Annotated in this window: 17 protein-coding genes and 1 pseudogene; 9 read left to right on the forward strand and 9 right to left on the reverse strand. The window is 69.8% G+C overall.

Going from position 1 to position 20149, the window contains the following annotated elements:
* Window positions 1-2 precede the first annotated feature (2 nt).
* Entirely contained in the window at window positions 3-1097 is a 1095-nt protein-coding gene (locus tag NGF19_RS06155; protein WP_252422771.1) for an O-antigen ligase family protein, read from the reverse strand.
* A 241-nt stretch (window positions 1098-1338) separates the two neighbouring features.
* Between NGF19_RS06155 and lnt the strand changes: the two genes are divergently transcribed.
* From lnt to NGF19_RS06175, 4 genes are all read left to right on the forward strand, one after another.
* Window positions 1339-3021 (forward strand): apolipoprotein N-acyltransferase, encoded by a 1683-nt coding sequence (gene lnt, locus NGF19_RS06160; RefSeq protein ID WP_252422778.1) that lies wholly within the window; start codon window positions 1339-1341, stop codon window positions 3019-3021.
* A gap of 9 nt (window positions 3022-3030) precedes the next feature.
* Window positions 3031-3510: an NUDIX hydrolase gene (locus tag NGF19_RS06165; protein WP_252422780.1), complete on the forward strand. Its 480-nt coding sequence runs from the start codon at window positions 3031-3033 to the stop codon at window positions 3508-3510.
* A gap of 54 nt (window positions 3511-3564) precedes the next feature.
* Window positions 3565-4371 (forward strand): 3-hydroxybutyrate dehydrogenase, encoded by an 807-nt coding sequence (locus tag NGF19_RS06170; protein WP_252422781.1) that lies wholly within the window; start codon window positions 3565-3567, stop codon window positions 4369-4371.
* Window positions 4372-4615: 244 nt separating this feature from the next.
* Window positions 4616-6541 (forward strand): helix-turn-helix domain-containing protein, encoded by a 1926-nt coding sequence (locus NGF19_RS06175; RefSeq protein ID WP_252422783.1) that lies wholly within the window; start codon window positions 4616-4618, stop codon window positions 6539-6541.
* Between the two features lie 12 nt (window positions 6542-6553).
* Here NGF19_RS06175 and NGF19_RS06180 read toward each other — a convergent pair whose 3' ends face one another.
* Window positions 6554-7939: an MFS transporter gene (locus tag NGF19_RS06180; protein ID WP_252422785.1), complete on the reverse strand. Its 1386-nt coding sequence runs from the start codon at window positions 7937-7939 to the stop codon at window positions 6554-6556.
* An 808-nt stretch (window positions 7940-8747) separates the two neighbouring features.
* Window positions 8748-9668, reverse strand: coding sequence for an alpha/beta fold hydrolase (locus NGF19_RS06185; protein ID WP_252422786.1), 921 nt, complete (start codon window positions 9666-9668; stop codon window positions 8748-8750).
* A gap of 78 nt (window positions 9669-9746) precedes the next feature.
* Between NGF19_RS06185 and NGF19_RS06190 the strand changes: the two genes are divergently transcribed.
* Complete coding sequence (locus NGF19_RS06190; RefSeq protein ID WP_252422787.1) at window positions 9747-10418, forward strand: TetR/AcrR family transcriptional regulator; 672 nt, start codon at window positions 9747-9749, stop codon at window positions 10416-10418.
* 36 nt (window positions 10419-10454) lie between these two features.
* On the opposite strand, the pseudogene NGF19_RS06195 reads toward NGF19_RS06190, so the two are convergent.
* A pseudogene (locus tag NGF19_RS06195) lies at window positions 10455-10757 on the reverse strand (transposase); the annotation flags it as partial.
* Window positions 10758-10783: 26 nt separating this feature from the next.
* Window positions 10784-11779: a glutathione S-transferase family protein gene (locus tag NGF19_RS06200; RefSeq protein ID WP_252422788.1), complete on the reverse strand. Its 996-nt coding sequence runs from the start codon at window positions 11777-11779 to the stop codon at window positions 10784-10786.
* Between the two features lie 536 nt (window positions 11780-12315).
* On the opposite strand from NGF19_RS06200, the gene NGF19_RS06205 reads away from it, so the two are divergent.
* The 4 genes from NGF19_RS06205 to NGF19_RS06220 all read left to right on the forward strand — a co-directional run bounded on the left by NGF19_RS06205 (window position 12316) and on the right by NGF19_RS06220 (window position 15963).
* Window positions 12316-12867, forward strand: coding sequence for a hypothetical protein (locus tag NGF19_RS06205; protein WP_252422789.1), 552 nt, complete (start codon window positions 12316-12318; stop codon window positions 12865-12867).
* Between the two features lie 964 nt (window positions 12868-13831).
* Complete coding sequence (locus NGF19_RS06210; RefSeq protein WP_252422790.1) at window positions 13832-14326, forward strand: hypothetical protein; 495 nt, start codon at window positions 13832-13834, stop codon at window positions 14324-14326.
* A 57-nt stretch (window positions 14327-14383) separates the two neighbouring features.
* A complete protein-coding gene (locus tag NGF19_RS06215; protein WP_252422791.1) occupies window positions 14384-14959 on the forward strand; it encodes a TetR/AcrR family transcriptional regulator in 576 nt (191 codons plus the stop codon).
* Window positions 14960-14997: 38 nt separating this feature from the next.
* On the forward strand, window positions 14998-15963 hold the full coding sequence (locus NGF19_RS06220; RefSeq protein ID WP_252422792.1) for an alpha/beta hydrolase: 966 nt from the start codon (window positions 14998-15000) through the stop codon (window positions 15961-15963).
* A 143-nt stretch (window positions 15964-16106) separates the two neighbouring features.
* Here the strand turns inward: NGF19_RS06220 and NGF19_RS06225 are convergent, their stop codons facing one another.
* The 4 genes from NGF19_RS06225 to NGF19_RS06240 all read right to left on the reverse strand — a co-directional run bounded on the left by NGF19_RS06225 (window position 16107) and on the right by NGF19_RS06240 (window position 20115).
* Window positions 16107-16805, reverse strand: a complete 699-nt coding sequence (locus NGF19_RS06225; protein WP_252422793.1) for a CPBP family intramembrane glutamic endopeptidase — start codon at window positions 16803-16805, stop codon at window positions 16107-16109.
* 143 nt (window positions 16806-16948) lie between these two features.
* Window positions 16949-18304, reverse strand: a complete 1356-nt coding sequence (locus tag NGF19_RS06230) for a multicopper oxidase family protein (RefSeq protein WP_252422795.1) — start codon at window positions 18302-18304, stop codon at window positions 16949-16951.
* Window positions 18305-18674: 370 nt separating this feature from the next.
* Entirely contained in the window at window positions 18675-19130 is a 456-nt protein-coding gene (locus tag NGF19_RS06235) for a VOC family protein (protein ID WP_252422797.1), read from the reverse strand.
* Between the two features lie 118 nt (window positions 19131-19248).
* Entirely contained in the window at window positions 19249-20115 is an 867-nt protein-coding gene (locus NGF19_RS06240; protein WP_252422799.1) for an NAD(P)H-binding protein, read from the reverse strand.
* Window positions 20116-20149: the final 34 nt, after the last annotated feature.

Below are 20149 nucleotides of genomic sequence, written 5' to 3' on the forward strand. Positions count from 1 at the left end.
CGTCACTCCTCTTGCGGCCCGGCCCTCCCGGACTCCCGCTTCCCTTCTTCTCCTCTCTCCCCTTCCTCGCTCCCGAGTGGACGAGCCGTGGCGAATCCGGCCAGCAGGCCCGCCCCCACCGTCACCGTCGTGAAGCTGAGCGCGTTGCCGACCGACGCGATCACCACCAGCGCCGTCAGCGAGACACCCGCCGTCAGCGCGACCGGCGTGGGCCGTGATGTCCGCCACAGGGCGTACAGGGCCCAGCAGTAGACCGCGGCGAGCAGCGCCACGCCGACCAGTCCCTGCTCGGCCGCCTGCTGGAGCGGTGCGGAGTGCGGCTTGCCGTCGGGCAGGAGCGTCTGCGCCGTGGTGGGGCTCAGCTCGCCGAAGCGTCCCGGGCCCGCGCCGAGCGCCGGATCGTGGTGGGCCAGGGCGAGGGCGTCGCGCCACAGCAGGACCCGGTGCGCGGTCAGCCGGTCGCCGAGGAAGGTGGTCGGGCCGTCCGGCAGTACGTCCTCGGCGATCGCCCAGATCGCTCCGGTCACCGTCGCCGCGACGAGCGCGAGCCCTACGAGCGCGGGGCCGCGGTGGCGCAGCCGCGCGGCGGCGAGCGAGCACAGCAGCACGACGGCGGAGGCGACCAGCCCCGTCGTCGAGCCGAGAGCCGCCGCGGCCACCACGATGCCTGCGGCCGACGCCCTCAGAGCGAGGCGTGGCCACGGCGCACGGGCCGCCCACGCGGCGCAGCACCCCGCCCCCGTGGCCAACGTCAGCAGCGCGGCACTCGCGCCGTTGTGCCCGAGCGGTGCGACGAACTGCGGCGCGGCCGTGACGCGCGGGGCGGCGATCGCCAGTCCCAGCCCGGCGAACGCCCCCGCGGCGGGCGCGGTCAGCGGCAGCAGCGCCCCGAAGATCCGGCCCGACGCGTAACCGGCGGCGACCGCGAGCACCGCCAGCAGCACGCCCTCGGGTCGGCCTCCCTGTGCGGCGGCCGTGATCAGTGACCAGGCCGCGCAGGCGCCGAGCACCAGGAGGCCCGTCGCATCCGCGGTGTTGCGACTCTCGTCCTGTGTCTCCGCGGCCTCGGCCGCGGGCCCTGTCCCCGTGGATCTCACCCCGCCGCCCCCCTGTGACGGGCCCCGACCGTCCCGGCCGCAACCGGCCGCACGTTCGAAGCTCGGGCACACGGTAACGGTGTTGCGCCGTGTTGTGGACGAGTCGTGCAGAAACGATGCGTCAGAGGGGGTTGCGAACAGGTCATCAGAAGGCGGGGCGCCGGGGAAGAGGGGCGCGGGCCCGGAAGGGCCGAGCTGCCCGCGCTGTCCGCGGCCTGGTCACGCACCGTACACTCCCCGGGTGACCGTCACCGCACCTTCCGTGGGCGAGCCGGAACAGCTCGAACCCCAGGCCGCACCCGCACTCCGTGGTGCCCGCCGGGTACGCCGCCTCGTCCCGGCCGCCGTCGCGGCGCTCTCCGGAGTGCTGCTCTACGTGAGTTTCCCGCCCCGGACCCTGTGGTGGCTGGCCCTCCCGGCCTTCGCCCTCTTCGGCTGGACCCTGCGCGACCGCACCTGGAAGGCAGGCCTCGGCCTCGGCTACCTGTTCGGCCTCGGCTTCCTGCTGCCGTTGCTCGTATGGACCGGCGTCGAGGTCGGCTCCGGCCCCTGGCTCGCCCTGGTCGCCGTGGAGGCGCTCTTCGTCGCGCTGGTCGGCGCGGGCATCACCCTGGTCTCCCGGCTGCCCGCCTGGCCGGTGTGGGCAGCCACCCTGTGGATCGCGGGAGAAGCGGCACGCGCACGTGCGCCGTTCGGCGGCTTCCCCTGGGGCAAGATCGCCTTCGGGCAGGCGGACGGAGTGTTCCTGCCGCTCGCCGCGGTGGGCGGCACCCCGGTAATCGGCTTCGCGGTCGTGCTGTGCGGCTTCGGGCTCTACGAGATCGTGCGCGTGGCCGTCGACGGGCGGCGTGCCGGGGGCACGCTGCGGCGCGGCGCCGCCCTCACGGCCCTGCTGAGCTTGGCCGTTCCGCTCGTGGGCGCTCTCGCCGCGCGCTCCCTGGTCAGCGACAAGGCCGAGCACGGCACCACGACCGTCGCGGTCGTCCAGGGCAATGTGCCGCGCTCCGGGCTCGAGTTCAACGCCCAGCGGCGCGCCGTCCTCGACTACCACGCGCGCGAGACCGAGCGCCTGGCCGCGAAGGTCGAGGCGGGCAAGGCGCCGCGGCCCGACCTCGTCCTGTGGCCGGAGAACTCCTCCGACATCGACCCCTTCGCCAACGTCGACGCCGCCGCCGTGATCCAGGGCGCCGCGCAGGCCATCGGCGCGCCGATCTCGGTCGGCGCCGTCGTCGAGCGCGACGGCAAGATGTACAACGAGCAGATCCTGTGGGACCCGGACAAGGGGCCCGTCGACACCTACGACAAGCGGCAGGTACAGCCGTTCGGCGAGTACCTTCCGCTGCGCTCCCTGCTCGATGTCATCAACAAGAACTGGACGTCGATGGTGCGCCAGGACTTCAGCCGAGGCCACGAGCCCGGCGTGTTCACCATGGCGGACGCCAAGGTCGGGCTCGTCACCTGCTACGAAGCGGCCTTCGACTGGACCGTGCGCTCCACGGTCACCGAAGGCGCGCAACTGATTTCGGTGCCCAGCAACAACGCGACCTTCGACCGCAGCGAGATGACCTACCAGCAGCTCGCCATGTCCCGGGTGCGCGCCGTCGAACACAGCCGCACCGTCACGGTGCCGGTGACCAGCGGTGTCAGTGCGATCATCATGCCGGACGGGAAGATCACCCAGCGGACCGGGATGTTCGTGGCCGACTCGCTCGTCCAGAAGGTGCCGCTGCGCTCCTACGAGACCCCCGCCACTCGGCTCGGCACCCTCCCCGAACTGCTCCTCGTACTCGTCGCCGCCTGCGGGCTCGGCTGGGCAGTGACGTCGGCGGCGCGCGGTCGTCGCGGGAGCGGTGACGACCAGGACGTGCGCGCCGACGAGCAGGACGTGACCGAGGAGCAGGACGTGACCGAGGCCGCCCGCTAGGGTCGGCCCATGGCTACTCCCGAATTCATCCGGACCATCCGGGCCTCCGCCGGTCAGCAACTGCTCTGGCTTCCCGGCGTCAGCGCCGTCGTCTTCGACGACGAGGGCAGAGTGCTGCTCTGCCAGCGCGCCGACAACAGGGAATGGACGGTGATCACCGGCATGCCCGACCCTGGTGAGCAGCCGGCGGACTGCGCCGTACGCGAGGTGTACGAGGAGGCGGCCGTGCGGTGCGTGGCCGAGCGGGTCGTCCTCGTCAGGTCCGGGAAGCCGGTCACCTTCGACAACGGTGACATCTGCCAGTTCATGGACGTCACGCTCCGGTGCCGGGCCGTCGGGGGAGAGGCGGCCGTGAACGACGACGAGTCCTTGCAGGTCGGCTGGTTCCACGTGGACGCGCTCCCGGAGATGCGGGAAGGTCAGAAGTTCCGGATCAAGCAGGCGCTGTCCGATGCACCCACGTGGTTCGAATCCACGAGTTCCGACTGAAGTGTGGGGGGCGGCCATATAGAGCCGCATGTGGCCGCTTCCTAGAGTCGACATATGACCCCGCCCCCGCCCCGCGCCCTTCCGGGCTCCGAAGCCTTCGCCCTCGACCTCCGCGGACGCACCGCTCTCGTCACCGGTGCCGCAAGCGGCATCGGCCGCGCCTGTGCGCTGCGGCTGGCCGCCGCCGGGGCCGAGGTGAGAGCGGTCGACCGGGACTCCGACGGCCTCGACACCCTCGTCGGCGCGGCACAGGGCCTCGCGGGTGGCGTCGAGCCGCTGGTCCTCGACCTCACCGACCTGGACGCGGCCGAGCGGGCCGCCACCGGCACCGACGTCCTCGTCAACAACGCGGGGCTGCAACTGGTGCGCCCCTTGGAGGAGTTCCCGCCCGAGGTCTTCCACACCGTGCTGACGGTGATGCTCGAGGCCCCGTTCCGGCTCATCCGCGGGGCACTGCCCCGGATGTACGCCCAGGGCTGGGGGCGCATCGTCAACGTGTCGTCGGTCCACGGGCTGCGCGCCTCCGCGTTCAAGTCGGCGTACGTCGCCGCGAAGCACGGACTCGAAGGGCTCTCGAAGACCGCGGCCCTCGAGGGCGCCCCGCACGGAGTCACCTCGAACTGCGTGAACCCGGGCTATGTGCGGACACCCCTCGTGGAGAAGCAACTCGCGGACCAGGCACGGACGCACGGGATCCGGGAAGAGCGCGTGCTGTCCGAGGTACTGCTCCAGGACAGCGCCGTCAAACGGCTGATCGAACCGGAGGAGGTCGCGGAGGCGGTGGCCTACCTGTGCAGCCCGTCGGCCTCGTTCGTCACCGGTACGTCGCTGGTCCTCGACGGTGGTTGGACGGCGCACTGACCGGGCTCTCGGCGGAGTTGGACGGCGTACTGGCGTACTGGCCGGTTCTCGGCGGCGGTTGGACGGAACACGGGCCAGGTCATCGGTGGCGGTCGGACGGCGCACGGACCAGGACATCGACGGCAGTTGGGCGGAGTACGGACCAGGTCCTCGACGGCAGTTGGGCGGAGCACGGGCGGTGAGCATGCCAAGAGTTGTCCACAGGGCCGGGTTGCCCGGTCCGCCCGTGGGTCATCCTGAGGACATGTCTCGCGATCACGTTCAGTCCCCCCAGCGCCCCGGCACCAGTGCCGAGGAGCCGTTCCTCCAGCTCCTGGCCCGCGGCGCGTCCGCCGACGCCTACGAGCAGCCGGTTCTGCTCGCCCGCGCCGAGGGCCTGCCGACCGAGCACGTCCGCGCGCTCGAGCAGGCCAAGCGGCTCGCGCTGCGCGTGCGCGCGGAGATGGAGGGCAGACGCCGCCGCGAGGCGGAGCTGTCCGCGCTCTTCGAGACCGCCCACGACCTGGCCGGGCTGCGCGACCTCGACGCCGTCCTCCAGGCGATCGTCCAGCGCGCCCGATCGCTGCTGAGCACCGACATCGCGTATCTGACGCTGCATGACGAGGCCGCGGGCGACACGTACATGAGAGTCACCGAGGGCTCGGTCGCCGCCCGCTTCCAGCAACTGCGGCTCGGCATGGGCGAGGGGCTCGGCGGCCTCGTCGCCCAGACCGCCCGCCCGTATGTGACGCCCGACTACTTCCAGGACGACCGCTTCCGGCACACGTGGACGATCGACACGGGCGTCCGCGACGAGGGGCTCGTGGCGATCCTCGGGGTGCCCCTGATGATCGGACCCCAGGCCATCGGGGTGCTGTTCGCCGCCGACCGGCGGGCCCGGGTCTTCGAACGGGAGGAGATCGCGCTCCTCGGCTCGTTCGCCGCGCTGGCCGCCGCGGCCATCGACACCGCGAACCTCCTCACGGAGACGCGGTCCATGCTGGACCGGCTCGCCCGTGCCAACGAGATCATCCGCGACCGCAGCGCGGCGATCGAGCGTGCCTCGGACGTCCACGACCGGCTCGCCGAACTCGTCCTGCGCGGCGGCGGTGTCCATGACGTGGCCGCCGCGGTCTCCCAAGTCATCGACGGCACCGTCGAGTTCACGGAGGCCACCGTCGCGCCGACCGCGGCCCTGGAGACGTCCCGCGCCGAGGGGCACGCCGTGCGGCACGGGGCCGACTGGATCGCCGCCGTGACGGCCGGCGGCGAACTGCTCGGCGCGCTGGCGCTGCGCGGCCATCCGGAGCTCGACCCCGTCGACCAACGCACCCTGGAGCGCGCCGCGATGGTGACGTCCCTGCTGCTGCTCGCCCGCCGCTCGGCCGCCGAGGCGGAACAGCGCGTCCGCGGCGAGCTGTTGGACGACCTCCTGGACGCCCGCGACCGCGACCCGCGCGTGCTGCGCCGGCGAGCCGCCCTGCTGCGTGCCGACCTCGACGCCACCCATGTCGTGCTCGCCGCCCATCTCGACGGCGCCGCTGCCGACGCCGACCAGGCCACGGCCGCCCGCCACCGGCTGTGGTCCGCCGCGTCCCACCTCGCGGCCACCCGGCAGGGGCTCGCCGCCGCCCGGGACGGCGGTACGGTCCTGCTGCTGCCCCTCGACCCGGGGGACACGGCGACCGACCTGGCCCGCCGTACCGCACGGCAGCTCGGCACCGCCGTCCGCGACCAGGTCACCGTCGGAGCCTCGGCGCCCGTCGCGGACCTCGCCGGGCGCCCGGACGCCGTGGCCGCCGCCTACGCGGAGGGGCGCCGCTGCCTCGACGCCCTGCGGCTGCTGGGCCGTTCAGGAGACGGGGCCGCCGCCGAGGACTTCGGCTTCCTCGGACTGCTGCTCGCCGGGGAGCGGGACATCGCCGGCTATGTCCAGCGCACCCTCGGCCAGGTCATCGCCTACGACGAACGCCGCGGCACCGACCTCGTCCGCACCCTCGACGCGTACTTCGCCTCGGGGATGAGCCCGGCCCGCACCAAGGACCATCTGCACGTCCATGTGAACACGGTGGCCCAGCGCCTGGAACGGGTGGGCCGCCTGCTCGGCGACGACTGGCAGAGCCCGGCCCGCGCCCTGGAGATACAACTGGCGCTGCGGCTCCTGCGGTTGTCGTCGCCGCCCGGCTCCTGACGGAGCGCGCACTCACACGGTGTGGGCGTCCGCCACCGGGACGTCCTCGCTCTCGGCGTCCGCCGGGGAGTCGATCCGGGCCAGATCGCGGTCGCGCGTCTCCTTGGCGACTCCCACCGCGATCAGAGTGAGGACGGCCGCCGCGATGACGTACAGAGCGATCGGTGTCGAACTGCCGTAGTCGGACAGCAGCGCGGTCGCGATGAGCGGGGCAGGCGCCCCGGCCGCCACCGAGGAGAACTGCGCGCCGATGGACGCGCCCGAATACCGCATGCGGGTGGCGAACATCTCGGAGAAGAAGGCCGCCTGGGGCGCGTACATCGCTCCGTGCAGCACCAGGCCGACCGTCACGGCGAGGACGAGGTTGCCGAAGCTTCCCGTGTCGATCAGCCGGAAGAACGGGAACATCCACAGGCCGACCCCGGCCGCACCGAGCAGATAGACGGGCCGTCGGCCGACGCGGTCCGAGAGCGCGCCCCACGCCGGGATGACCACGAAGTGCACGGCGGAGGCGACGAGTACGGCGTTGAGTGCGGTCTGCTTGGAGACGCCGGCCGATGTGGTGGCGTACACGAGGATGAAGGCGGTGATCACGTAGTAGCTGATGTTCTCCGCCATGCGCGCGCCGATCGCGATCAGTACGTCCCGCCAGTGATGGCGCAGGACGGACACCAAGGGCAGCTTCTCCACGCCGGTGCTCTCGGCCGCCTTGCGCGCCTCGGCCTGCTTCAATGCCTGCTGGAACACCGGCGATTCATCGACAGAGAGACGGATCCACAAGCCGAGCATCACCAGGACACCGGACAGGAGGAACGGAATGCGCCACCCCCAGGTACCGAACGCGTGGTCCGAGAGCACGGCGGTCAGCAGCGACAGCACACCCGTCGCGAGGAGTTGCCCGGCGGGCGCCCCGGTCTGCGGCCAGGAGGCCCAGAAGCCACGCCGTCGCGCCTCACCGTGCTCCGACACCAGCAGAACGGCTCCGCCCCATTCACCGCCGAGGGCGAAGCCCTGCACCAGACGCAGGGTCGTGAGCAGGACGGGCGCGAAGGTACCGACCGTCGCGTGCGTGGGCAGCAGCCCGATGGCGAAGGTCGCCCCGCCCATCAGCAACAGGCTCAACACCAGCAACTTCTTACGCCCGAGCCGGTCCCCGTAGTGCCCGAAGACCAGCGCCCCCAGCGGCCGGGCGGCGAACCCGACGGCGTACGTCAGGAACGACAACAACGTGCCCACCAACGGATCGGAGTCCGGAAAGAACAACGTGTTGAAGACGAGCGCGGCGGCAGACCCGTAGAGGAAGAAGTCGTACCACTCGATGGTGGTCCCGATGAGGCTCGCGGCGACGATGCGGGGGAGTTTGGAGGGGGCTGGTGGAGCGGCTGCGGGGGAGGACATCGGCACCACTTCCTGGCGGTCGACGGGGACGTTTGTGTGTCGCCACACCGTAGGAATGCGCAGGTCAGGGGCGTATGTGTTGGGACAACATAGTTCTAGGCGTAAGAGTGCGCGTGGTCACCATGGAGGCGGCGCCGGGGCCTCTGAGAGGGCCTCGACGGGGCCGCGAAGGAGGGTGTCCAAGGTGCGTCATTCGGGCAGGATTTGGAGGCGCGGTGTTCTTTCCCGTGCTGACTTGGTGCTGACTACGCTGCGTAGAACTCCGGCATAGGTAGCGGATCGGACTCCGCAAGGCTGCGGCGACCTTCGGGGTACGGCGTGGTGTGCGTGCCCCGGGATCACGACCAAGGGACAACACTCGTGTTGCGTGAGCCTGCGCGGAGCCCTGTCTGCGCAAGGACGTCATCGCAGAGACGACCGCTCCCTCGACGAGTGTCATGGGGCACGTCGTTGTGCCCGTGGCCATCGGTGACCTGTCGCCGCGAAATCGGGCGACTTCTTCAAGAGGGAGCAAGACCCAGCGTGGTTTATGAGCGGGGGCCTGTGGTCCTCCAGGGCGGAACGCTGCTCGGGAGCGGGTTGGTTTCCCGACGACTCCCAACCCGACGCGCTCGGCCTTGTGCCTGCACGAGGTCGTCTCGCAGATCACGGCCGTGAGTTGGTCGGCGCGGTCGGGGTGAAGGGCGTGTCAGTACGGTGGACCACGCCAGCCTCAAAGACATGTGGGTTGGGTGTCGTCGTTCCTGGACGGGCGGGGTAGTTCGGTTCCAGTTGGTCCCGGAGGAGTGCGCCGGGCAGCGGTGGCCGGCTACCTGCGCGTGACCCCGTTGATCTGCGGTTGCTCGTCGGCACGGTTGGCGAGCGCGCGCAGTTCGTCGGCGTAGGTGGCCCAGACATCGCGGGTGAGGAAGTGACCGACGCCGGGCACAAGGTGCAGGCGTGCGCCGGGGACAGCGGCGGCGATGTCGCGCGCGGACGCTGCTCGCAGGAGCGGGTCGCGCTCGCCGTGCAGCACGAGGGTCGGTGCGGTGATCTGGGCGAGCAGCCCGCCGTGCCACTTCGCGCCGATCTGGCGGCTCTGCGCCTTCGAGTCGCGGAAGCTGGCGACCTGGTGCGCTGCCTCCTTGTCTACGAGCTCGCGCACATCGTGCTCGTCGATGTGTTGGCCGGGCGTGGCCAGGATGCGGGCGATGGCCACGGCCAGGTCCAGGTTGCCCTGTGGGGTCTCGGGGTAGTGAAGCCGGGCGAATCGGGGCAGGCATGCCAGGCGTAGGTAGCGCAGGATGCTCAGGCCTTTCGCGTCGCTGGGGACGGCCGAGGAGGTGGCCAGGCTCAGCACGCGCTGCGGGTGGCGGATCGCGATGCGCTGCGCGATGAGCCCACCCATCGAGTGGCCGAAGAGGTGGGCGCCTTTCCAGCCGAGGGCGTCGAGGACGGCGATCGCGTCGTCGGTGAAGTCCTCGACGCTGTAGGCGGGAGCTTTGCGCTGCAGCAGGGCCTTGATCGGCAGGCCGACGCGCCGGTTGGGCAGGTGGCTGGATTCGCCCGCGTCACGCTGGTCGTAGGCCACGACGTGGAAGCCGCGGCCGACCAGTTCGGCCACCAGGCCGTCCGGCCACCAGAATCGTGTGGTTCCCAAGCCCATGATGAGCAGCAGCGGGTCACCGCCCGCGCCCCCCAGATCCTCGAAGGCGATCTGGATCTCGCCGTTGTGCGCGAAGTGCGTCATCGTACCCCTCCCATTCGCATACGTCGTTCGCGAACACCGTATGCGATAGGTAGGGTTGCGGCAACACGGGAGGTGGCAGTGGCAGGACAGCAGGAGCCGGTGATCTGGATGCGGCCGGAGCGGGCACCGGTCGGACGCCCAGCCGAGCGCAGCCGCTCCGAGATCACCGCTGCCGCGGTGGAACTGGCCGACCGCGAGGGCCTGGAGGCCGTCTCCATGCGCCGCCTCGCATCCATCCTGGGCACCGGCGCCGCTTCGCTCTACCGCTACGTGGCCACCCGCGACGACCTGCTCGACCTGATGACCGACAGCACCGCGAGCGACTACGACCTGCCCGACCCAAGCGGCGACTGGCAGGCCGACCTGCTCGCCATCGCCCGCCAAGCTCGGCAGATCATGCGCCGCCACCCGTGGCTGCCAACCATGGTCATTAACCGCCCCACTCTCGGCCCCCACGGGATCGACCTCCTGGAGCACGTGCTCGACGTGCTCGCCGACCATCCGGCCGGACCCGGGCGCAAACTCGAGGCGTTCGCGCTCCTCAGCGGCCTGAGCGCGCTGTTCGTCCAGAACGAAATGGCTGCCGCGGACACCAGTGCCACGCGCCGATCCACCGCCTACCTCCGCCACGTTGCCGCAGGGGGAAGCCACCCCCGCATCACCGCCTTGCTCGCCACCTCCCCGCCCGAGGACCCCCACGACCGGTTCGATGCCGTACTCATCCGCGCCCTGACCGGCGTGCTGGGCTGACTCCGCCGCAGTTGGCCACACAGCTGGGCATCGTGATCAGGCAGCGGCAGTCTCCGTGCGCTCGACCAGGACGCCGTTCTCGAACCTGGCGCCGGAGTGGACCAGGGCGACAAGGGAGGCGCCGGTGATCGTGCGCCGGCGGGCTTGGGCAGACTCGACCAGCTTGAACGCCATCACCAGGGCCGCGGCCGGGCTGCCGGCACCGCGGGTGACCTTGGTCCGCAGCTTGACCGTGGAGAACGTCGACTCGATCGGATTCGTCGTCCACAGGTGGACCCAGTGCTCCGCCGGGAAGTCGTAGAACGCAAGCAGTTCCCGGTCGTCGGTGATCTTCGCGACGGGCGAAGTGGCCACAGACCCCGGCGTCACTGGGAGCGGCTGATCGCCGGCACGCGCTCGGGCGGCGGCGGTGGCGGGGGCGGGGTCCCGTCGCCGAAGGGACGGCCGCCGAGCTCCTCCCGCCCGTGCGGCGAGAGCCAGGCGCGGGTGTCCGGGCCCAGGGGGACGATCCCGGTCGGATTGATGTCGTGATGGACGACGTAGTAGTGCGCCTTGATCTGCGCGAAGTCGATCGTGTCACCGAAGCCGGGCGTCTGGAACAAGTCCCGCGTGTAGGCCCACAGGGCCGGGAGTTCTGTCAGTCTCTGTCGGTTGCACTTGAAGTGGCCGTGGTAGACGGCGTCGAAGCGCACGAGGGTCGGGAAGAGGCGGACGTCGGCCTCGGTAATGGTGTCACCGACCAGATAACGCCGGCCGCCGAGCCGCTCCTCCAACCAGTCCATCCGTTCCCAGAGGCTTCGGTACGCCTTGTCGTACGCCTGCTGGTTGCTGGCGAAGCCACACCGGTAGACACCGTTGTTGACGTCCCGGTACACCTTGTCGGCGACGTCGTCGATCTCGTCGCGCCACCTCTCCGGATAGAGGTCCGGTGCGCCGTCCCGCTGATGAGCCGCCCACTGGCTGCCCAGGTCGAGCGTGATCCGCTCGAAGTCGTTGGTCACCACTTGGCCGGTGGGAACGTCGACGATCGCGGGCACCGTGATGCCGCTCGGATAGCCCGGTTCGCGCCGGAAGTACGCCTCCTGCAGCCTTTCGATGCCGAGGACGGGGTCCAGGCCGCCCGGGTCCAGGTGGAAGGACCAGCTTCGCTCGTCGTGCAGCGGCCCGGCGATCCCCAGGGAGAGCACGTCCTCCAGGCCCATCAGGCGCCTGACGATCGCGCTCCGGTTTGCCCACGGGCAGGCCCGCGCGATGATCAGGCGGTAGCGCCCGGGCTCCACGGGGTAGCCGTCCCGCCCGTCGGCCGTGATCCGGGTCGTGAGGTACGTGCGGTCGCGCTCGTACGAGCCCTCACCGGTCATGGTTGCGAACCTCCCTCGTGGACCCCGGTCCGGCAACCGTCGTCTGGGCCGGCGGCTCCGTCGCGCCCGGGCTTCTTGCGTACCGTACGCCTGTTCCTCTCGCTCCACGAGTGGGTGTCGCGCGGCGCGATGTACGGTTCCTCGTCCGGCGGCCGGCCCCGACCAGCACGGCTGAGTTCCGGTGCTGGTTCCGTGCTGACATTGGTGGCCGGAATCGTGGAGAACCACAGGGAGGGTATCGGCGCCACTTCCTGGCGGTCGACGGGGGACGTATGCGTGTCGCCACACCGTAGGAACGTGCAGGTCAGGGGCGTATGTGGTGGGACAGCATGGTTCTGGGCGCGAGAGTGCGCGTGGTCACCATGGAGGAGATGCCGGAGCCTTTGAGCGGGCCTCGGAGGCACCGCGAGCTGCCCTCAGGGGACAAACCGGCCGATCACCGATCCGGTCCCGTCGTGGCCTTCGCGGGCATCGCAGCAATCCTCATCTGCTACGGCCTCTGACAGGGCGCGCACTGCTCGCTAGCATCGCCCCACATGATCGCAGTGGTCGTCACCATCGGGCTGGCGTTCGTCGGCTATGTAGTCACCTACCTCAACGGCTTGCGCCTCTCACAGCGTCAAGAACGTCTTGCTCGCGTGAATCGCCAGCTCAGCGACTTCTACGGGCCCCTGTTCGCCCTCACGGAAGCCAACAGCCGTACCTTCGGCGCGTTCGTGGAACGTCATGGTCGCCCTGGCGGAACGTCACCGTTCGACCACGAGATCCCGCCCACCGCAGAAGAACTGACCGAGTGGCGACTGTGGGTGACCACCGTCTTTCTTCCGAACATCCGGGCCATGCGCGACCTGGTCATCGATCACGCCGACTTGTTGAGCGAACCAGAGATGCCGCCGCTTCTGCTCCAACTGTGCGCTCACGTCTCGGGCTACGAGGTCACAACCGCCCGGTGGGCACAGGGAATTCACGACCAGCACCTCTCGGTGGTGTCGTTCCCCAGCGAGGAACTCGCCGCGTATGCGCGCCGGGGATTCGCCACGCTGAAGCGAGAACAGGCCCGCTTGCTGGGGCAACGGCAGGAGGGCTGACCCATTGCGACGATGTCTTGGGCCGAGGCGCGTACTGGGTGCTCATCGTCGTGGCCACGATCGTTGTCATCCGTGACAAGCTCGCCGATCCCGGTCACGTCTTCTTGCGCAGCAAGCTGGTGATCTGACGGCCCGTGGCCTGTGTGAGGCGGGCGTCGGGGTGATGTCGGAGGCCCAAGCGCCTGGGCCGGTCGGCGTGCGTACAGGTCGCACAGGTCGACGGCCGACTCCGCGAGTTCCGCGTAGGGCCGCGCGCCGGACGCCGAGGCCGAGCAGGGTGCTGATCAGTGCGGCAGGCCACACCACAGCGCGGGAATCAGGTAGAGCGGGCCACACCCAGCGCGGCCAGCTCGCCGACGGCTGGAACAACCTGGGCAACCTGATGCGGTAGCGCGACCGCATGGATGAGGCCGAGGACTGTTGGCGCCGAGCGGCGGCGGCAGGCAGTGCCGCCGCACGGGCCGGGCCTGGGTTTCTGCCGCTTCCAGCGCGGTGAACTGGCTGCTGCCGAGCGGCGGTTCCGGGAGTCCGCTACGGCGGGCGACCTCTCCGGCATGAACACCCTGGCCACCCTCCGGCCGTCTCACCGCCCGCCGACTCCGACCGCGACGCCGTCACCCGCTGGCTCTCCGGGGCGTCCGGCACGGGGGCCGAGAGCGATACCGGGGATGGCTTACGGCGCGCTGACGAGGACGGCTGAGGACCGCAGTGCCGATCAGGCGATGGACTGGTAGTTGGCGAATTCCTCCAACTCGCTTGGACCGGGCGGATATTCGATTCGGTCCAGCCATGGAGTCCGGGTTGGATGGGGTATGGACAACCATCAGGTCTGCACAGGCACAGGCACAGGCACAGGCACAGGCATGGGCATGGGTATGGGCATAGGCACCGGCAACGGCTTCGTGGCCAGGTCCATGACCTGTTACGAGCCAGGCCCGGCCTGGGGCGGCAGGTGGGTCGGCCCGTGAATCGCTTCGGTGGTCCCGGTGGGGACCTGGACCTGCCCAACGGTGGTACCGAGGTGTTCGTCGAAGTCATGATGTTCGCGGTCAGCGCGCTTGCTCAGGAACCGTGGGAGTACCGGTTCGCCGCGTTGATGGCCGCGCAGGACCAGAACATGGTCGGGCGCGGCTGCGTGGGCTTCGACCTGGACGAGGTCGCCTGGGGGAGTACGGCCGAGGAGCGGGCCGCCGTCCGGGACTTCGTCCTGCGTGTGGTGGACCTCGCGGCGCGGGAGTACCGGTGGGACGAACTGGGGTACGAACCGCCGTACGCCAAAGGCTACCTGGGCCGATTCCGGACCATGGTCGAGGAGTTCGCCCCGGTCCGTGACGGAAGTGGCCCCGCGTGCACGACGGTCTTCCCCGGGCACGACGACGACGCGCTGGCGATGTGCGTCCGACACCGCGTGCTCGCTCTTGCGGAATGGGGCGGCTGCTGCGTGTTCTGCACACGCTGAGTGCTGCCGGGGTGGGTCTGATTTACAGCCTTAGAGGTGAGTGTCAAATTTGTAGGCATGCCGAAGGTTCCCGCCTCCCAGGTCGTGCTCGACGCCGCCTACCGCTGCTTCTGTCGTAGCGGATATCGCCGTACCACGGTCTCCGACATCGTCGAAGAGGCCCAGATGTCGCGCCCGACCGTCTACAAGTACATCGGGAGCAAGGAAGAGGCGATAGTCGAGGTCGTCCAGTCCCGGCTGGATCAGGCCGGTGCGGCGGCGCGCGCGGCGGCCGAGAGCGCGGACACGCCAGAGGAGAAGGTCCTCGCCGTGCTCATGGCGAAGCTGGAGGTCGCCATCGAGCTGTGGCGCGACAGCCCCGCGCACGCCGGGGAACTGCTGTCGGCCGCAACCGCCCAGGCCCCCGGCCTGGTCACCGACTACACCGAGCGACTGGCCGAACTCCTCGCAGCGGCCCTGGCCGACGTCGCCCCCGCCGACACCGCGAAGCAGGCCGCCGCCGTCCTGCTCACCTTCACCTGCGGTCTGGAGGAGGACCTGCGCGACGCCGACGCCGTACGCCGCGAACTCCGCGCCGGCGCGCAGATGATCACCCGCGGGGCGCTCGCCCGCCCCCTCCCCTCCCGGGCCTGAACACCGGTACCGGCAGGCTACACACGAAAGACACCACCATGACCAGCACCGCCCCCACCTCCTACCGCGATCAGCAGGCATGGCGCGACCTCCAGCAGTTCCTGCCCTCCCGGCTGCGTCTGACCGACGCCACCGCGCCCGAGGAGGAGTTCTGGAACTGGCGCGGCCACCGCGTTCACCTGGATCGCTACCGCAACCCGGAGGCGAAGGCCAAGGTGGTCCTGCACCATGGGGTCGGCACCAACGGCCGCCAGATGTCTCTGGTGTTGGGCGCACCGCTGGCGAAGCGCGGCTTCGAGACCGTCGCGCTGGACAACCTCGGCTACGGCCTCACCAAGGTCCGGCCCGGCGCCACCCCTTCCTACGACGACTGGGTCGACCTGGTCGTGGACTTCCTCGCCTTCGAACAGTCCCGCGACGACCGCCCGATCGTGCTCTACGGCCTGAGCGCGGGCGGCATGCTCACCTACCACGTCGCCGCCAAGGCGCCCCGCGGCACCCTTGCCGGTATCGTCGGCATGACCTTCCTCGACCAGCGCGATCAGCGAGTACGCGACGAGACCGCCCACGACAAGCTGACCTCGCGCGTGGGCGTCCCCTTCTTTCACCTGCTGGCCAGGACTCCCGGGGCCCGTCTGAAGTACCCCATGACACTCGCCTCCAAGATGTCGGCCCTCGCCAACGACCCGGCCGCGCTCAAGGTGATGCTGAAGGACCGCACCTCGGCAGGCAACTGGGTCAGCGTCCGCTTCCTGGACCGCTACGGCAGCTACACCCCGGCCGTCGAGCCCGAGAACTTCGACGCCTGCCCTGTCCTGCTCACCCAGCCCGCCGAGGACCGCTGGACCCCACTCCACCTGAGCAGGCCCTTCCTGTCCCGCATCACGGAAGTCCCCGTAGACATCGTCATGCTCGAAGGCGCAGGCCACTACCCGCTCGAAGAGCCCGGCCTCCAGCAGATGCAGGACACCATCGCCGACTTCGTCACCAGGCACACCACCTGACCTCGGCTCTACCGGACGGACGCTGCGTCTTGAGGCCGCTCGTAGGCGGCTGAGGCCGGAGGACATCGAAGACTGGTGACCAGTAGGAGTGTTCGGGCATACAACGGCAACGCTCGCTGGAGCGGCCGTGCCGGTCGAAGACGTCAGTGAAGGAGAAGTGGTACCACCACGATCGCGATGAGGTCCACGCAGAAGTGCGTCACGATCGGTGCCACAAGGCTGTGCCGCCACACGTAGACAAGGGCGAAGATCATGCCCGTCGCGCCGACCGTCAGTACTCCCGCGACGCCTTGGTAGCCGTGGCCGATGGAGAAGAGCGCCGATGACAGCAGCATGGCCCAAGTGCGGCTGCGGAGAACCCTGGTGAGCCGCGAGATCAGATACCCGCGGAAGATCGTCTCTTCGGCGATCGCGACCACCGTGACGAGTACGACGGCGAGCAGCAGGTCGGCGACATGCGGTGCGGGCAGCAGGCCTGTGGCGGGTGTCCGCGGCCCGGGCAGGCCCGCCGCTCGCAGTACGGCGTTCAGCACTTGCATGCCGACCAGCACCGGTGCCGTGAGAAGGATCCCCACCATGGTCTCCCGCCCGACGGTGCCGCGGACCCAGCCGACGGTGGTGACAGGCTGCCGGCCACGGGAGAGCAGAAGCAGGATCAGGGCGACCAGACCCACATCGCGCAGGATCGTCGAGGCGGCGATCAACGGGAACGACAGGGGGCTCTGGCCGGCGGCCGTGAAGAACGACAACGCCATCGACGGCACGATCAGCAGGAGGAAGACGCCCGTCTCGGCCAGCTCCTGGCGGCGGGTGAGGACACCGGCCGACGCCCCATCCTGCATGCGGACTCCCCGTCTGTACGTTCCGGCCCGTGGACCGACGCGGCCCCGCAGCGGAGCCGCAGCGCCCGGCCCGGCACCGGACTGCCCCGTTCGCCCGTGCGGACGCCTCCGGTCTCACTGCCGCGCATGGTGCGACGAGGCCGTCAGGAGCAGCGCAGCAGGATCATGAACCCGTAGTCCATGTGGAGTTGCTGGTGGCAGTGGAACAGGGACAGTCCTGGCTGGTCGGCGGTGAAGTCGAAATCGAGGGCCTGGTAGCTGCCCAGCATGACGACGTCCTTGTGCAAGCCGTGCGTGGGGGTGCCTGCGATGTGGGTGACTTCGAAGGTGTGGCGGTGCAGGTGCAGAGGGTGGATGTCGTCGGTGGCGTTGCGGAACCGCATTCGGTACCGCTTGCCGTGCTCGACGTCCAGCACCGGCTTGTTGGTGTCCATGGAGAAGGGGACACCATTGAGGGTCCAGATGTTGAACCCCTTGTCGGCGGCGTTCCGCTTCTCCACCAGCAGGTCGATCGTGTGGTCCGGCCGCTGGGTGGTGGCGGCGGTGGCGGTGCCGGGACGGGCGAACGTGCGGTAGTCCCAGGTGAATGGGGGTGGCGCGATCCACTGCGGGGGGCCGCTGCGGCCGGCGTACTCGACCACGGTGCCCATGCCGTTCTTCCGGTCGTCGTCGGACAGGTCTCCCAGCACCCACACGCCCGGATGCTTCATCTCCACCAGAGCCGAGACGCGTTCCGCGGTGCCGATCCACAACACCGGCACCTCGGCCTGGCGAGGCACCGGATTGCCGTCGAGCGCCACCACCTTGAAGGTGTGGCCGGGCAGGGCGAGGCTGCGGATCTCGCTGGCGCTGGCGTTCAGAACATGGAACAGCACGCGCTGTCCGGACTTGACCCTGATCGGCTGACCGTGGCCCAGTTTGCGGCCGTTGACGCTGAAGACGCGGTAGCCGACTTCGTAGCCGTGCGGCATGCCGTGGGCCAGCGAGTCGGCCATCGCCTTCTCGCCTCTGCGCTTCAGGTCCGGCACGGGGGAGCCGGCCAGGAAGTGCTGGGCCATGTCACCGCCGTGGCCGAGTGAGGGCTCGAACTCCTTCAGGGTCAGGAACACTTCCTGGTCGTAGGCGCCGGGGTCGGCTTTCGGCTCGATGTAGACCGGGCCCGCCTGGCCGGTGTACGTGCTCCGGGTCAGGTCACCGTGTGCTGCCACATGGGTGTGGTAGAAGCGGAACCCTGCCGGTCCGGGAGTGAAGGACAGACGGCGCATCCCGTGCGCGGGGATGAAGGGAGTGCCCTCCTCAAAAGCCCCGTCCACTTCGGCGGGAACCACCTGGCCGTGCCAGTGCAACAACTCCGGGACGTTGGTGTCGTTGTGTACGTCGACCACGACCGGGCGGTCCTCGGTGAACCGCAGCAGCGGACCGGGGAACTGCCCGTTGTACGTCGTGGTGGAGACGACCGTGTCCGGCGACAGCTCGATACGCCCGGTTGCGATCCGCACCGTGTAGTCCGCCTTACCCGAAGGCGAAGGCGAAGACGAAGGAGCGGCAGCGCCGGACGGCGCCCTGGAATCGCAGGCGGTGACCACACCGGCGCTCGACCCGGCCAGCAAGGACGCCCCGCCCAGTCTGAGGGCAGCGCGACGGGAGATCGGCATGGCTCTGCTCCCTTCCCCGTTCCTGCGGAAGCGGGTCGATCCACCATTCGGGAAGTCAGTACGCGTGACTGATTCGCTACGCTCTGTAAGCGTAGCTTGTCTGCGGACGGGGCGCCTCGTGGGTGTGGCGGCGCGATCCGTACGTCTGTCCGAATGGGTGGATCGACCTGCCTTGCGTGCTTCAGCCGTCAATAGTTCCGTTCACCGTTCCCGTTCAGTGGACGCAGAGCTCGTTGCCTTCCGGGTCCTGCATCACGACGGAGAAGGAACCCGAGTTCTCCGAGTCCTCGATGCGCAGCGCGGACGCGCCCGCGCTCTCCAGGCGCTTCATCTCGGCGAGTACTCGCTCCTTGCGAGTGGCGAAGGGGACGCTTCGCCCTCCGCTCACTCCCAGATCGAGGTGCAGTCGGTTCTTGACGCCTTTCGGCTCGGGCACCTGCTGGAACCAGATCCGCGGGCCGGCACCTCGCGGATCGATGACGGAGTCGCTGCAGTCACCTTCACCCAACTCCTCCTCGGGCACGCCTTGGTCCAGCCAGTGGGCGCGCCAAGTCGCGAACGGCGCGGGCGGCGGCTCGACTTCGTACCCCAGCGCGGCGGCCCAGAACGCCGCGAGCCGCTCCGGATCAGTGCAGTCGATGGTCAACTGGAGCTTGAGATCGGTGATCATCGGCCAACTGTAGTGGCTGGGAAAGGTGCCGGCTCCGGCCCGGTGGGCTCAAAAGGTGGGTACCGCCCTGTCGTCGACGTGCCGGTACCCGCTATGACGTCCGGGTGAAACGCCTGGCTCAGGCGGGTTCAGGGCGCAGGAAGGCTTCCGCGTTGCGTGTGCACCAGTCGGCGAAGGTGTGCGGCTTGCGTCCGAGCAGTCGTTCCACGGTGTCCGTCCGGAACCCCACGGTGTCGGCACGCATGAGAGTGAAGCCCTCCGTGATGGCGTCGGCGAGTGCCTGGGGTGCTCCGTCGGGGAAGCGGGATCGTACGATATCGGCCGGTGTGGCCGCTTCCCGGACCTCGATGTCGCGGCCGATCGTCTCGGAGATGGTCCTGACCTGTTCGGCGATGGTGACTGTTTCGTCGCCGGTGAGGACGTACTCCTTGTCCTGGTGGCCGTCCTCGACCAGGGCGAGGGCGGCCACCGCGGCGATGTCCGCAGGGTCGATCGGCGCGTAGCGGCCCGGGCCGACCGGGTCGAGGACGTGGTTTCCCTCGCGGATGGTGGGCAGCCAGTCGAGGGCGTTCGTCATGAAGCCGCCGGGCTGCAGGAGTGTGGTGGGTATGCCGGACGCGCGGATGATCTTCTCGCGTTCGTGGTGCCAGCGTCCCATGGCCGGTATCGGGTCGAGGGTGACATGGAGCGAGGACACGTTCACGATGTGGTCCACCCCGGCGGCCTCGGCAGCGGCGATCGCGGCGGCGGTGTGGTCGGTGCCGATGCCCTGCGTGAGCAGGAAGAGTCTGTCGACGCCGACGAAGGCGGGGGCCAGTGTCGCGGGGTCCCCCAAGTCGCCGACGGCGCGTTCGGCGCGCTCGGGCAGACGCGCGGCGCGGGCGGGATCACGGACGAGCAAGCGTAACTCCGCGCCCTTCGCGTCGAGTTCGCGGGTGAGTTCGCGACCGATGTTTCCGGTGGCTCCGGTGACAAGTATCATCATGACTCCTCAAAGTCGTTTGCCGCCTAGCGAGTTG

Source organism: Streptomyces macrolidinus, assembly GCF_023887685.1.
GTDB lineage: Bacteria > Actinomycetota > Actinomycetes > Streptomycetales > Streptomycetaceae > Streptomyces > Streptomyces macrolidinus.